The organism is Maricaulis alexandrii (genome assembly GCF_005871165.1).
Lineage (GTDB): Bacteria > Pseudomonadota > Alphaproteobacteria > Caulobacterales > Maricaulaceae > Maricaulis > Maricaulis alexandrii.
Window position 1 is genome coordinate 484,049 of the sequence record NZ_SWKP01000003.1, and the last position, 14,885, is coordinate 498,933.

General features: G+C 63.4%; 11 protein-coding genes. 8 read left to right on the forward strand and 3 right to left on the reverse strand.

The annotated features are described in order from the left end of the window. Nucleotides 1-43 precede the first annotated feature (43 nt). The 4 genes from bcp (at nt 44) to FCS99_RS02435 (ending at nt 3,241) form a co-directional block, all read left to right on the forward strand. Entirely contained in the window at nt 44-517 is a 474-nt protein-coding gene (gene bcp / locus FCS99_RS02420) for a thioredoxin-dependent thiol peroxidase (RefSeq protein WP_138510161.1), read from the forward strand. Then, complete coding sequence (locus tag FCS99_RS02425) at nt 510-1,334, forward strand: ferritin-like domain-containing protein (RefSeq protein WP_138510163.1); 825 nt, start codon at nt 510-512, stop codon at nt 1,332-1,334. Before bcp ends, FCS99_RS02425 begins: the two co-directional genes overlap by 8 nt. Nucleotides 1,335-1,524: 190 nt before the next feature. Continuing rightward, nucleotides 1,525-2,688, forward strand: a complete 1,164-nt coding sequence (locus FCS99_RS02430) for a peptidoglycan DD-metalloendopeptidase family protein (protein ID WP_233352625.1) — start codon at nt 1,525-1,527, stop codon at nt 2,686-2,688. Between the two features lie 61 nt (nt 2,689-2,749). Further along, nucleotides 2,750-3,241, forward strand: coding sequence for a bactofilin family protein (locus tag FCS99_RS02435; protein WP_233352626.1), 492 nt, complete (start codon nt 2,750-2,752; stop codon nt 3,239-3,241). 77 nt (nt 3,242-3,318) lie between these two features. Here FCS99_RS02435 and prfB read toward each other — a convergent pair. The 3 genes from prfB to FCS99_RS02450 form a co-directional block, all read right to left on the reverse strand. Next, nucleotides 3,319-4,450, reverse strand: a protein-coding gene (gene prfB / locus FCS99_RS02440; protein WP_138510169.1) for a peptide chain release factor 2 whose coding sequence is annotated in 2 segments (ribosomal slippage) — nt 3,319-4,380 and nt 4,382-4,450 — 1,131 coding nt in all. Because the reading frame shifts where the segments join, the coding sequence is not laid out codon by codon here. A gap of 94 nt (nt 4,451-4,544) precedes the next feature. After that, nucleotides 4,545-7,034, reverse strand: a complete 2,490-nt coding sequence (locus FCS99_RS02445) for a penicillin-binding protein 1A (RefSeq protein ID WP_233352627.1) — start codon at nt 7,032-7,034, stop codon at nt 4,545-4,547. A 131-nt stretch (nt 7,035-7,165) separates the two neighbouring features. After that, nucleotides 7,166-8,359, reverse strand: coding sequence for an N-acetylmuramoyl-L-alanine amidase (locus FCS99_RS02450; protein ID WP_171036208.1), 1,194 nt, complete (start codon nt 8,357-8,359; stop codon nt 7,166-7,168). Between the two features lie 502 nt (nt 8,360-8,861). Between FCS99_RS02450 and FCS99_RS02455 the strand changes: the two genes are divergently transcribed. The 4 genes from FCS99_RS02455 to FCS99_RS02470 all read left to right on the forward strand — a co-directional run bounded on the left by FCS99_RS02455 (nt 8,862) and on the right by FCS99_RS02470 (nt 14,877). Further along, nucleotides 8,862-11,471 (forward strand): Rne/Rng family ribonuclease, encoded by a 2,610-nt coding sequence (locus tag FCS99_RS02455; protein ID WP_138510175.1) that lies wholly within the window; start codon nt 8,862-8,864, stop codon nt 11,469-11,471. A 112-nt stretch (nt 11,472-11,583) separates the two neighbouring features. Beyond that, a complete protein-coding gene (locus tag FCS99_RS02460; RefSeq protein WP_138510177.1) occupies nt 11,584-12,948 on the forward strand; it encodes a M48 family metalloprotease in 1,365 nt (454 codons plus the stop codon). 12 nt (nt 12,949-12,960) lie between these two features. Beyond that, nucleotides 12,961-14,133 carry a GNAT family N-acetyltransferase gene (locus tag FCS99_RS02465; RefSeq protein ID WP_138510179.1) on the forward strand — a complete coding sequence of 391 codons (1,173 nt, stop codon included), beginning with the start codon at nt 12,961-12,963 and terminating at the stop codon, nt 14,131-14,133. A gap of 306 nt (nt 14,134-14,439) precedes the next feature. After that, entirely contained in the window at nt 14,440-14,877 is a 438-nt protein-coding gene (locus FCS99_RS02470; protein ID WP_138510181.1) for an HIT family protein, read from the forward strand. Nucleotides 14,878-14,885: the final 8 nt, after the last annotated feature.

Here is a 14,885-nt window from a genome sequence, read left to right on the forward strand (position 1 = left end):
CCCATCAACCCGCATCCGCGGCAACAAGCGCAAGAGGGATAGGATGAGCGAACTCAAGACCGGTGACCTAGCTCCGACTTTCAAACTGCCCGGCGATGGCGGCGAGGATATCGACCTGGCCGACTTCCGGGGTCAAAACGTTGTGCTCTATTTCTACCCGAAAGACGATACGCCCGGCTGCACAACAGAAGCGATCAACTTCACCGGGGCAAAGGCGGATTTCGAAGCCGCCAACACTGTCATCATCGGTGCCTCCAAGGATAGCGTGAAACGGCACGATAATTTCAAGGCCAAACATGAGCTGGCCGTGCGTCTCGTCTCCGATCCTGAAGGCGAATTGTGCGAAGCGTATGGCGTCTGGGTGCTGAAAAAGCTCTATGGCCGCGAATACATGGGTATTGAGCGCGCCACCTTCCTGATCGATGCCGAGGGCAAGATTGCCAAGATCTGGCGCAAGGTGAAGGTCAAGGGCCATGCCGAAGACGTGCTGGACGCTGCGCGCGACCTGAATGGCTGACGCCCCCGTCCCGCCTGCCAGCCTGTTCGAGGGTGCCAAATCCGTTCTGGAAACCGCCGATCCGCGCGACAAGGCCGCCATGGCCCGCGCGGTGGCCGCGGCCTGGCGGGAAAAGGGATTGCCGGTCGGCACCCGGTTGGACGCGCCGGACCGGCCCAGCCGCCCGGCCGACCCGCAGCTCGTCCCGCCTGGCCAGGTACCCCGGCGGCGGCTTGGCACGCCGGCAGGCCGGGCCGCCCTGCTGCACGCCATCGCCCATATCGAGCTCAATGCCATCGATCTGGCTTTCGACATGCTGCTGCGTTTCGGCGCCGATCCCCTGATCGCCGAGGACGACCGCGCCGGTTTCCTGAGCGACTGGATCAGCGTCGGTGATGACGAGGCCCGCCATTTCATTCTGGTGGAAGACCGTCTGAACGCACTCGACAGTCATTATGGCGCCCTGCCCGCTCATGACGGTCTGTGGGATGCGGCGCTCGCCACGGCGGACTCCCTGCCGGCCCGACTGGCCATCGCACCGCTCGTCCTGGAAGCGCGCGGCCTGGATGTGACGCCCGGCATGATCAACCGGCTGGAATCAACCGGGGATGCAAAAAGTGCCGGTGTTCTCAAGGTGATCTACAATGAAGAAATCGGCCATGTCGCGACCGGCATGCGCTGGTTCCTGGCGGTTTCCGCAACCCTGAACCAGGAGCCGGAAGCCCACTTCCATGCCCTCGTGACACGTTATTTCAAAGGCCATCTGAAGCCGCCCTTCAACATTCCGGCGCGGCTTGAGGCCAATTTCCCGCCTGATTACTACGAACCGCTAACCTGACACGGCGTATCTCTTGCATGGTGATGTATTGAATTTGGTCGAGCTTTTGTGTCACATGCTCGCTCAGGGGAATTGGGCGGGTAAACTTTCAGCGGCGTAACGCATGTTTTCACGAGTGAAAGAAGCGGTTTGGGGTACTGCGCAACGCTGGTTCCCTGACCGTCAGATTTATCACCGAAGCGACGGACAGGTGCGCTATTTCGCAATCTCGTCCGGCGTTCAGATCGGTGCGCTTCTGACGGCGACCGCGCTGGCCGGCTGGCTCTGCTTCTCCACGGTTTCCGTGGCCTTCCACGGCCGCGCCCTGGCCGCGAAGGATGCCGAGCTCGAGCGTGAGCGCATCAACTATCACCGCATGGTCGCCGAAGCGCAGGCCAATGAAGCGACCGTCATCTCCTTCATGGAATCGCGCATGGAGGAATTCGACCGCACCGCCTATGAATTCCAGATGCGCCACGAGACGCTGCGACAGCTGGTGGACTTCGCCGAACAGCTGACCGGCCAGGATCTCGCCCCGTCGCCGGAACTGGACGATGGCCGCGTGCTGATGGCCGCCGCCCCGGCCGACCCGACCCCGCGCGAAGCCCGTGACCCTCTGGTCGCCGTTGCCGCCCTCTCTGACAGCCCGGAAGACCAGATTTCCTACCTGATGGGCGAGCAGGACGCCGTTCTCGCCCAGGCCGAGGATGCGACCGAGGCCCGTCTGCAGAATCTGCGCGCAGTCCTGCGCCTCACGGGCCTCAATATCGAGGACGTCATCGCCGAGAATCGCGAAGGCGAGGAACGCGGCGGTCCCTATGAGCCGATCTCCGCAAGCGACTTCATCAATACGCCCAGCTCCGCCGGTGGCGTCGAGCTGGACGACGTCTTTTCTTCCCGCATTGCCCGGATCGCCGCCCGCCTGCTGGAAGTGGAAGAGCTGGAAGACTTCATCGACAATGGTCCGCTGGGCGTGCCGATCGGCGTCGCCCATCGCGAGACCTCGCCCTACGGCACGCGCCTTGACCCGTTCACCGGACGACCGGCCTCGCATGCCGGCAAGGATTTTGCCGCCTATCGCCGGGCCCCGATCATTGCGTCGGGACCGGGCCGGGTCATTTACGCAGGCTGGCGCTCGGGCTATGGTCGCACGGTGGAGATTGACCACGGTTACGGCTTTGTCACCCGTTACGGCCATCTCCATGAAATCGCAGTGCGGCGGGGTGATACGGTAGAGCGCGGTCAACGCATCGGGGGGATGGGTTCGACCGGGCGAAGCACCGCAACGCATCTGCATTATGAAATCTGGTACAATGGGTCGACCATGGACCCGGAACGCTTACTGAGAGCCGGACGTTATGTTCAACAAGGGTAACAAAGACCAACCGCTTTCTGACCTGGGATCCCAGCAGAGTGCCCCCCCGAAAAGGACCGCCATGAAATCGAAAGCTCCCTCCATTCTCTCCAGCGACCTTGTCCTGACGGGCTCGATCGTTTCCGACGGTGAAATCCAGCTGGACGGCCAGGTCGACGGTGACGTCAAGGCTGGCTCCCTGATCATCGGCGAAGACGCCGCTGTGAGTGGTGAGGTTCAGGCCGAGACGGTCGTGATCCGTGGCAAGGTGACCGGCAGCGTGCGCGCCCGTCAGGTGCAGCTCGCCTCCACCGCCCGTATCGAAGGCGACATCGTGCATGCCGCCCTCTCTGTGGAAAGCGGCGCTTTCTTCGACGGTCATTGCCGCCACTCCAGCGATCCGCTGAAAGACAGCAATGCCCCGGCCGCACCGACGGTCAAGGACACGCCGGCCAAACCGGCCGCATCGTCCAGCAGCGACAGCAAGCCGGCCGCGGCTTCTTCGAGCAAGAGCCAGGATCCGCTGGGTGATCTGGAACCGCCGATGGCGGCGTCCTCCAAGTCCAGCTTCTAGGCTGAACACCTGACACAAAAGAGCCGGCGGTGATCGTCACCGCCGGCTTTTTCGTGTCCGATTGTCAGGCCGACGGGTCAGGCCTCGTCCTGGTCCTCGCCACCGACCCGGGCCGCCAGGGCCGCCGCCATGAACTCGTCGAGATCCCCGTCCAGCACGCCACCGGTGTTGGAAGTCTCCACATTGGTGCGCAGATCCTTGACCATCTGATAGGGCTGCAGGACGTAGGAGCGGATCTGGTGACCCCAGCCGATCTCCGTCTTGGCGTCCGCCTCGGCCTGGGCCGCCGCCTCGCGGGCCTGAAGCTCGACCTCATAGACGCGGGCGCGCAGCATGTCCCAGGCCTGGGAGCGGTTCTTGTGCTGGGACCGGTCATTCTGGCACTGGACCACGATCGGCTTTTCCTGTCCCGGCATGTCATAGGTCAGACGCACGGCGCTATCGGTCTTGTTGACGTGCTGGCCGCCCGCCCCCGATGCCCGATAGGTGTCGGTACGGACCTTGGACTCGTCGATCTCAACCTCGATGGCATCATCGATGGAGGGGAACACCCCGACGGAGGAGAAACTGGTGTGACGGCGGGCGGAGCTGTCGAAGGGCGAAATCCGCACCAGGCGGTGCACGCCGCTCTCCGTCTTCAGCCAGCCATAGGCATTCTCGCCGCGGACCAGGAGGGTGGTGGATTTCAGGCCGGCCTCTTCACCCGCCTGCTCTTCCATCACTTCCACCTTGTAGCCATGGGCATTGGCCCAGCGCGAATACATCCGTGCCAGCATGGCCGCCCAGTCCTGGCTCTCGGTACCGCCGGCCCCGGAGTGGATCTCCACGAAGGCATCATTGCCGTCGGCCTCGCCGGACAGGAGGGCTTCCAGCTGAGCGCGGCGCATGCGGTCGGCGAGACGATTGAGACCGGTGACGGCCTCCTCGACCATCTCCTCATCCTCTTCCATCTCGGCCAGCTCGACGATTTCGACCGTATCGGACAGCTCGGTCTCCGCCTCGCGAATCGTCGTCATCGCATTGTCGATGCGATTGCGTTCGCGCATCAGGACCTGGGCCTTCTGGGGATCATTCCAGAAGTCGGGATGCTCCGACTGTGCGTTCAGCTCGTCGAGACGTTTCTGGGCGGTATCCCAGTCAAAGACGCCTCCTCAGCAGGCCAACTGCCTGCTGGATTTCGTCGGACAGGGTCTGGATGTCAGCGCGCATGGCGTGGCACCTCACAATTCGAGCGGATGGATCGGCCGGATGGCCGGAACAGGACAGCAGGGATTATAACCGCCCCTGCAGCAAGACAAGATGGTCAGTACAGACCGCCCAGCCCTTCATCCTCTTCGTCTTCGTCTTCCTCATCCTCCTCCTCGTCGGAACCCTCCGACAGGAGCAGCGCCAGCGGGTCATCGCTGACAGACGAGCGGGCGAAGGACAGGCCGCTTTCCTCTTCCTCGGTCTCCCGCGACGGTTCGGTACCGGGGCGGAAGGCTTCCAGGATCACGCCGGACTGGCCCAGCGCGCCGGGCTCACCGGTCTGGCGGTTGATAGGAACGAGGCGCACGCCTTCGGGAACACGGAAGGGCGCGACGGGGTAATTCTCCAGCGCGACGGACAGGAAGTCACGTGCGATCGGCGCGGCGACGCGGCCACCGGCCTCGCCCGAACCGAGCTGATAGGGCGTGTCGAAGCCGACATAGACACCGACCACCAGGTCCGGACCGAAGCCGACAAACCAGGCATCACGGAAATCATTCGTGGTGCCGGTCTTGCCACCCAGCGGCCGACCCAGCGGACGCAGCGCCGTACCGGTGCCGCGCTGCACAGCGCCTTCCAGCATGTGGATGACCTGATAGGCCGTCACCGGATCGACAATCTCTTCGCGCATTTCCGGGAAGAGCGGTTCCAGCAGGGCCGGATCCCATTCGGCCTGGTCACAGGTGTCACAGGGCAGGACTTCATGGGCGTAGATGGTGGCGCCGCTGCGGTCCTGAACCCGGTCCAGAATGGTCGGCTGGATTTCATGGCCCCCATTGATCAGCGCCGCATAGGCCGACACCAGCCGTTCCAGCGTCGTTTCCCCGGCACCGAGCGCCATGGCGAGCACCGGCTCCATGTCGTCGTAAATGCCGAAGCGTTCGCCGTAATCGACAATCGGCGCCATGCCCATTTCCTGGGCCAGACGCACCGTCATCACGTTCCGGGACAGTTCCAGGCCGAGACGCAGGGTCGACATGCCGTAATAGCGTTCCGAGTAGTTGGACGGCATATAGAAGCGCTCATCCGCACCGCCGGACGCCACGAAGGGCGCATCCAGGATCAGGCTGGCGGGCGTGTAGCCATTATCCAGCGCAGCGGCATAGACGAAAGGCTTGAACGAGGAGCCCGGCTGGCGGCGGGCCTGAGTGGCCCGGTTGAACTGGCTGTGCTGGAAGGAATAACCGCCCACCATGGCGAGGACACGGCCGGTATGCGGGTCCATGGCCAGGATACCGCCATTGATTTCCGGCACCTGGCGCAGGCCATACTGGCCTTCGCTGTAATCTTCCTGATCGGCGATCGACATGACCAGGATGACGTCACCGGCACTCAGGACATCCGAGGGACGCTGGACCAGATCGCCCAATTCCCCGTCTGGCAAGGTCTCGCGGGCCCATTCCAGGGCCGACATCGGGATTTCACCTTCATTGCCATTAAGCAGTCCGATACGCGCAGATTGGGCACTGGTTTCCAGAACCACGGCAATCATCCATCCGTCATCGAGATCGCGGGGCGTCTCGATTTCGGCCAGCCGCTCTTGCCAGCCCTCGCCCAGCTCGATCGTGTCGAGCGCGCCGCGATAGCCATGGCGGCGATCATAGGCTTCCAGCCCGTCGCGCAGCGCCCGGCGGGCGGCCAGCTGCATATTGGTGTCAAGCGTGGTGCGGATGGAGAGACCGCCATCATAGAGCTCGTCCTCGCCATACATGGAGAAGACCTGGCGGCGCACATTCTCGACGAAGTATTCGGCGGCCGTATAGGTGGCACCGGACAGGCGGTCGACGACTTCCAGCGGCTGGGCCTGGGCTTCTTCGGCGGCTTCCGCAGAGATGAAGCCATTCTCGGCCATGCGGGCAAGCACCCAGTTGCGGCGCTCGATGGCGGCGGCATGATGGCGCTCGGGATGGTAATTGGCCGGCCCTTTCGGCAGGGCGGCGAGATAGGCGATCTCGTGCAGTTCCAGCTCGTCCAGGGATTTGCCGAAATAGTTCAGCGCGGCGGCGGCGACGCCGTAGGCGCGGTTCCCCAGATAAATCTCGTTGAGGTAGAGCTCGAGGATCTGGTCCTTGGTGAAGGCGCGCTCGATCCGGCGCGACAGGACCATTTCCTGCACCTTGCGCTCGATGCGCTGTTCAGAGGAGAGCAGGAAGTTCTTGGCGACCTGCTGCGTGATCGTCGAAGCACCTTCCAGGCGGCGGCCATTGATCACATTGGAGACATTGGACAGGGCCGCCCGGATGATACCGCGCAAATCCAGCCCGCCATGTTCGTAGAAATTCTTGTCCTCGGCCGAAATGAAGGCGTGAACAACATTCTGCGGGATATTGTCGATCGGCACGAAGACGCGGTGTTCGCGCGCATATTCGGCAATCAGGAGACCGTCACCGGCATGCACCCGGCTCATCACCGGCGGCTGGTATTCGGCCAATTGCTCGTGATTGGGCAGGTCGTCGGTGACCCGCACGACATAGACCGCCGCGGCGATGAAGCCGACCACGGCCAGCACAAGCCCCGCTATACCGCCCCAAAGCGCGGTACGCATCATGTTACGCAAAGTGAAAATCTTCATTACGCCTTGTGCCCTCTGGCCGCTCTACCCGCTGGACAGACATAACCCAGGAGCATGACACCGAGGCGGCATTATGACCGCTGCGGATTTGAGATTAAAGCGTTTCAGCGCGCCGGAAGTGCAATCGTGTCACTGTCGGCGAACTCGTCATCGCCGCGATTGGCGAAGTAATCGTCAATCCCGGACACGATGGACGCCATCTGGCGGCGGCGGGATGAGGCCGAGGTGAGATTGCTTTCATCCGTCCGGTTGGACAGGAAACCCATCTCCACCAGCACAGCCGGGACACGCGGATCCAGCAGGACAAACAGATTGGCTTGGCGGTGCGGATTGGACAGCAACGGACCGGATCCGGACAGATGCTCCAGCAGGACTTCGGCAAAGGCGGAAGACTGGTTGCGCTTCTCGCGCAGTTCCAGCTCGAGCAGGATATGGTTCACTTCGGCCAGCTCGGTGCGGGCATTGTTCTGACGGCCGCGCTGGCGGGCGCGGTCCTCAGCACGATCATTCAGCGTGTAGACCGCTGCACCGCGCGTATTCGCGCTCGGCGAAGAATCGGCATGCAGCGAGATGAAAAGGTCGGCGCGGGAATCAGCCATGACACCGACACGCTGTTCCCAGGACGGATACACATCCCGGTCGCGCGTCAGCAGAACTTCGTAGCGACCGGTCGCTTCCAGCTGACGGCGCAGCTCGCGGGCGGCTTCCAGAGTGACATCGCTTTCATGCGTGCCCGAACGGCCGATCGTGCCCGGATCATGGCCACCATGACCGGCATCGACCACGATCACCCGGCGTTCGCGCTCCGGCGGCACATAGACCGCTTCCACGCGTTCCATGATCAGAGAATCCAGGCTGCCAGCCGACGTGTGACTGAAGCCGGAGGCCGTCTGGAAAGTGTCTTCGGTGGAGCGCTCGACATCAATCACCAGGCGGTGATTGCCGCCCGGCTCGGCCGGGTCGAGGGCAAACTGGCCGACGATGACAGCCGGATGCTCCAACTCGAACACGACGCGCGAGGAGGCGGAGGAATTGTTGAAGAAACGGAAGCCGTCGACCAGACCGTGACCGACGCCCTCACCGGCTTCCAGTCCGCTGACGGACCAGTCCATGTCCGGCAAGTCGACGACGAGGCGGTCGGACAGGCCATCCAGGGTAAAGGCGCGAAAATCGACAGCTTCAGCGGTTTCGATCACGACACGGGTCCGGGCACCGTCAACGCCGAAGCGGACATCGCGGACTTCCTGGTCGGCCATTCCCGCCGAACCGAGAAGAGCCGCCCCCAGCATTGCTGTCATGATCGTTCTGATACGCATAGCCACACCATCTATGCCGCAGTGATTCTGTCTACGGCTTTTCGGTCACTCTAACGGCCGGACCTTGACGTTTCGTTGATGCCCGAGCCAGAAAAGCAACGCAACCACTCAACGGCGAGAGAGCCTTTTCATACCCGTTGGAATGATGCATGTTGCCAAGACCTTGGCGAAACCGCAGCCGCATGACGGCTGGCCGCGTCCCAAGTCACCCCGGCCGGATATGCATCCCGCCGGCTTCACTATCGCCGCTTCGGTACCCATTTGACAGCCGAAGCCCCGATCGCCGCGCCCGACGCCCTGAACAAGGTCGGGAGGCGCACATGGTAAACGCTGATGCGCGAGGAGCGCCTGATGCACAGTCCGATGACGCAAAGTCTTGCGACGACAGGCAGCTCCCCGGCCACAGCCCCCCCGCCGCCGCAGGTTTCCAGCTTCACAACCCGGAGCCGGACCATCCTGCAGGCGCGCGCAGGAGAGACTTTTAATGTCCAAGAAAATGTTGATCGACGCAGGTCATCGCGAAGAGACCCGCGTCGTCGTCGTCGACGGTTCCAAGGTTGAGGATTTCGATTTCGAGGCGGAAGCCCGCCGCCCCATCCGTGGAAACATCTATCTCGCCAAGGTAACGCGCGTCGAACCGTCGCTGCAGGCCGCTTTTGTCGAGTATGGCGGCAATCGCCACGGCTTCCTGGCCTTCAACGAAATTCATCCCGACTACTACCAGATCCCCTATGAGGACCGCATGGCCCTCGCCGAGGAAGAAGCCTCGGCCGTACAGGAGGATGCCGACGAGGACAGCGATGACGGTGAGGACACCGCCGCCGCGTCCGATTCGTCCGCCGATGGCGAGGACGCCCTGGAAGCGCCGGAGACCATCGGTGATGATGGCGAGGACGACATGGATGACGCGCAGGCCGCGCGCCGTCGCCGTCAGCTGTTCCGCAAGTACAAGATCCAGGAAGTCATCAAGCGCCGCCAGATCCTTCTGGTCCAGGTCGCCAAGGAAGAACGCGGTAACAAGGGCGCAGCCCTGACCACCTATCTCTCCCTGGCCGGCCGTTATTGCGTGCTGATGCCGAACACGCCGCGTGGCGGCGGGATCTCCCGCAAGATTTCCAACGCATCCGACCGCAAGCGCCTGAAAGGCGTGGTCAACGAGCTGGAACTGCCCAAGGGCGTCGGCCTGATCATCCGCACGGCGGGTGCCAGCCGAACCAAGACGGAAATCAAGCGCGACGCCGATTATCTCCTGCGCCTGTGGGAGAATATCCGCGCCCTGACGCTCAAATCCGTGGCCCCGGCCCTCATCTATGAAGAGGGCAATCTGGTCAAACGGGTGATCCGCGATCTCTATGACAAGGAGATCGACAGCGTGCTGGTGGAAGGCGAAGAGGCCTACAAGGAGGCGAAAGCCTTCATGAAGATGCTGATGCCCTCCCACGCCAAGAAGGTGCAGCACTACAAGGAAACCGTACCCCTCTTCCTGCGCTTCCAGGTGGAAGCCCAACTGGAAGCCATCTACTCGCCGATCGCGCCGCTGAAATCCGGTGGCTATCTGGTGATCAATCCGACCGAAGCCCTCGTCTCCATCGACGTGAACTCGGGCCGGGCGACGCGTGAGCGCAATATCGAAGCCACCGCCTTGCGGACCAATCTGGAAGCCGCGGCCGAAGCGGCGCGCCAAATGCGCCTGCGCGACCTGGCCGGTCTCGTCGTGATCGACTTCATCGACATGGACGAGAACAAGAATAACCGTGCGGTCGAGAAGAAGATGAAGGACGTGCTCAAGCGCGACCGGGCCCGTCTGCAGATGGGCCGCATCTCCCAGTTCGGCTTGATGGAAATCTCGCGCCAGCGCCGCCGCACCAGCCTGCTGGAAGGGTCGACGACAACCTGTCCGACCTGCCGCGGCACGGGGCATCTGCGCTCCACCGAGTCCAGCGCCCTGGTCGCCCTTCGTGGCCTGGAGCGTGAAGGTACGCGCGGCAAGTCCAAGCGCGTGCGGATTTCGGTGCCGACCGATGTCGCCATCTACCTGCTGAACGACAAGCGGGACCATCTGATGCAGATCGAGGAACGCTTCTCGATGCGCATCATCGTCGCCGCCGACGACACCATCCTGGCGCCGGAATTCACGGTGGAAGCCCTGGAAAGCCGCGAGCCGGGCGAAGAGCTCCAGATCGCCCCGCTTTCCGTGGAATCGATCGAGGAAATCTCCGTTCCCGATGTCGAGGAGGACGAGGACACGCCGGAGGACGAGGAGCCGCGCGAAGGCTCCGGCCGTCGCCGCCGCCGCCGCCGTCGTCGCAAGCCCAACAATTCCGACGAGGCCCCGGCCTCGATGGACGTCATTTCCGTTGAGGGCGACGAGACGGAGAACACCAGTGAAGCCTCCGACGACAAGGACGAGGATGGCGATGACCAGCCGCGCCGTCGCCGTCGCCGTGGCCGCCGCGGAGGTCGTGGACGTCGCCGCAATGAGGGCAATGGCGAGACGTCGACCGACGAGTCCGGCGATACGGAACAGGCCGCCGAGGCCGAAACCGACACCGAGAACGCACCGGCTGAATCCACGGCCCCCGAAGTGACGGCCGAAGCCGATGCGCCGGAAGCCGAGGAAAAGCCGAAGCCGAAGCGCCGCACCCGCCGCAAGAAGGCGGATGCCGACGCGGCTGCGGAAGCGGCCCCGGCTGACGACGCCAAGACGGAAGCTGAAGCCGAGACGCCGGCCGCGGAGACCGAAGAGAAGCCGAAACGCCGGACCCGTCGTCCGCGCAAGAAGGCTGATGCCGAACCGGTCGCCGAAGAGGCTCCGGCGGCCGAGGCGGAACCGGTCGCAGAAGCCGAGCCGGTTGCCGAGGAAGAAAAGCCCAAGCCGAAACGCCGGACCCGTCGCAAGAAGGACGAGCCGAAAGACGAGGCCCCGGCCGAGGCGGCGCCCGCCGAGGAAGCCCCGGCGGCAGAGGCCGAGCCTGAAGCGACGGAATCGACCGAGCCGGAACGTGAAACCGAAGCGGCCGATGCCGATGGCGGCGATGACAATCGTCCCAAGCGCCGCGGCTGGTGGAATCGCACCGGCCTGTTCGGCAACTAGACTGCATGCCGGACCGCCCTGGTAACAGGGCGGTCCGGTCGCCATTTCGTGAGCTGGCGTGTTGGGGAACCGCTGTTATCATGACCGGGCGGGGGCAAGACGTGGAGGCAGGATGTCATTCCTGAGAGCCATCGCCGCGGCCACCAGCCTAGCTGTGGCCTGCTCGGCACCGAGTTGGGGTCAGTCACTGATCCGGGATACGGAAATCGAGCACATGCTGCACGATTACGCCGACCCGATCCTGGAAGCGGCCGGCCTGCAGGTCGCCGATGTTGATCTTTATATTGTTGCCGACAATTCCCTGAACGCCTTCGTCACCGGCGGACAGAACATCTTCCTGCATACCGGCATCATCATCGAGGCCGACACGCCCAACCAGCTCAAGGGCGTGATCGCGCACGAAACCGGACATATCACCGGTGCCCACCTGGCCCGGTCCGGCGATGCAATGCGCAATGCCCAGGCCCCGATGTTCATCTCGCTGGGACTGGGTGTCCTGGCGGCCCTGGCCGGTGAAGGCGGCGCCGCCGGTGCGCTGATGGCCTCGAGCCAGCAATTCGGTGCCCTGTCCTTCCTCACCTATAGCCGCGCCCAGGAGGCTTCGGCCGACCAGGCCGGGCTGCAATTCCTGGAGGCGGCAGGCGAGCCGGCCACGGGTCTGGTCGAGTTCTTCGAACGCTTCCGCTATCAGGAAGTCATGTCGCAAGCGCGGCGTTTCCCCTATTTCCGCTCGCACCCGCTGTCATCGGAGCGGATCTCCTATCTGCGTGACCGGGCAGCCAACGCGCCGTCTGTGAACAATGTCGATACGCCGGAGGAGATCGCCTATCTGCGGCGGATCCAGGCCAAAATCTACGGCTTCCTGGTCGACCCGGAATACGTCTTCTACCGCTATCCAGAAAGCGACACCTCCCTGCCCGCCCGCTATGCCCGGGCCGTCGCCTATTATCATGAGGCCCGCCTCGACCGCGCTCTGGAGGAGATCAACAGCCTCCTCGCGGAAGAGCCGGAGAACCCGTATTTCCACGAACTCCATGGCCAGATGCTGTTCGAGAGCGGCCATGCCGAGGAAGCGATTGCACCGCATCGCCGCTCGGTGGAACTGGAGCCGACCGCCCCCCTGCTCCGCATCAATCTGGCGATCGCGATGATCGCGACGGAAAATCCGGACTATCTGGAAGAGGCCTCGCAGAATCTGCGGATTGCCCTGGATATCGAGCCGGACAACGCCTTCGCCTGGTATCAGCTGTCCATCGTGCACCAGCGCAATGGCAATACCTCGCTGGCGCAGCTGGCGATTGCCGAACAGGCTTTTGCTTCCGGTCAGCGCATGCGGGCCCACCAGTTCGCCATGCGCGCCCGGGATGGTCTGGAAGAAGGCACGACGGCCTGGTTTCGCGCCACGGAGATCCAGGCGGTCTCACAGCCGACCGAAGCCGAGATGCGGGAAATGCGCCGCGAACAGCGCCGCAATTGATGGGGCGTTCCAATGCCCGCGGATGATGATCGCCCGGACGGGGCCACACTCAGCCTGCGTGCTGTCTCCGGCCTGAGCGAAGTGGATCGCGATGCCTGGGACGCCTTGGCCAATCCGCCGGATCAGGCCTATGACCCGTTCCTGTCCTGGGATTTCCTGGAAGCCCTGGAGGCCAGCGGCAGTGTCAGCGACGAGACCGGCTGGTCGCCGCGCCACCTCCTGCTGGAGAGCGAGGACGGGCGCCTGCTCGGCGTCATGCCCTTCTATATCAAGGCCCACTCCATGGGCGAATACGTGTTCGATCAGGGCTGGGCGGACGCCTATGAGCGCGCTGGCGGGCATTATTATCCCAAATGCCTGACGGCCGTTCCCTTCACGCCTGTGACCGGACGCCGCCTGCTGGCACCGACACCGGCCCTACGTCAGGCCCTGGCAGCCGGCGCCGTGGACCTGACCCGACAGAACCACGCCTCCAGCTGGCATATCACCTTCCCGGACCTGACCGACTGGCAGACCCTGGGCGATCTCGGCCTGCTGCAGCGGATCGACCGGCAATTCATCTGGTCGAACAAGGGCTATGCCAGTTATGACGACTTCCTCGGCGATTTGTCCTCGCGCAAGCGCAAAGGCCTGCGCAAGGAAAGACGCGCCGCCCAGGACGGGATCGAGATCGAGCGCCTGAGCGGTGACGGTCTTCAGCCGGAACACTGGGACGTGTTCTTCGCCTGCTACCAGGACACCGGCTCGCGAAAATGGGGCTTCCCCTATCTCAATCGGGCCTTCTTCGACCTTCTGCACCAGCGCATGGCCGACAAGGTCATCCTGGTGATGGCGAAGAAGGAGGGCCGCTATATCGCCTCAGCGCTCAACCTGATCGGATCAGAGGCGCTCTATGGCCGTTATTGGGGACGGCTGGATGATCACCCCTTCCTGCATTTCGAGCTGTGCTACCACCAGGCCATCGATATCGCGATCGAGCGTGGTCTGGACCGGGTGGAAGCCGGAGCCCAGGGCGAGCACAAGCTGGCCCGGGGCTACCGTCCGACCGCGGTCCACTCCGCGCACTTCATCGCCAATGACGGATTCCGGGACGCAGTCGCGGAGTATCTGGAGCGCGAACGTCCGGCCGTGGAAGCCGACATCGGCTTGCTGGACCAGGAGAGTCCTTTTCGCGAGGACTTGTAATGACTTCAAACTATTATCCCTGCCCGCAATGTGAGGGCCCGTCTCGCCGGCGTTTGAGAGCGGGCCTTTACATTCACATATTCAATTGGCTTGTGGGGTGGATTGCCATCAGCCTTTTCAAACGGGACTGGCGCTTCTTTGAGCGGGAATGCCGAGCTTGCGGACATGTCTGGTCGCCGCCTCCACCGGAACCCTTTGACTTGAATGAACCAAGGCCCTGACGCTTTCTTCAGTCAGACGCCTTGCATCGCGAACCGGCCCGGACTTCCATGCGAGTCCGGTTGACCAGCCCCAGAGGACAACACCATGAGCCTGTACGGCGAGTACGATCCAGAGAACATCTTCGCGAAAATCCTGAAGGGCGAGATGCCGTGCGTGAAAGTCTATGAGGACGAGCACGTGATCTCCTTCATGGACATCTTCCCGCAGGCGCCGGGCCATACGCTGGTCGTGCCGCGTGAACCGGTGCGCAATGCGCTGGAGATGACGGATGGCGCCCTGCAGGCGACGATCGTGCGGGTAAAACGGATCGCCAATGCCGTGAAATCAGCGCTACAGCCGGACGGGATCGTGATCACCCAGTTCAACGGGGCCCCTGCGGGCCAGACGATCTTCCACGTCCACTTCCACATCATCCCGCGCATGGAGGGCCAGGCGCTGGGCGCGCATGGCGGTGGCCAGGCCGATATGGATGAGCTGAAGGCCCAGGCCGAAAAAATCGCGGCGGCAATTGAAATGCCGTAATCCGGCCG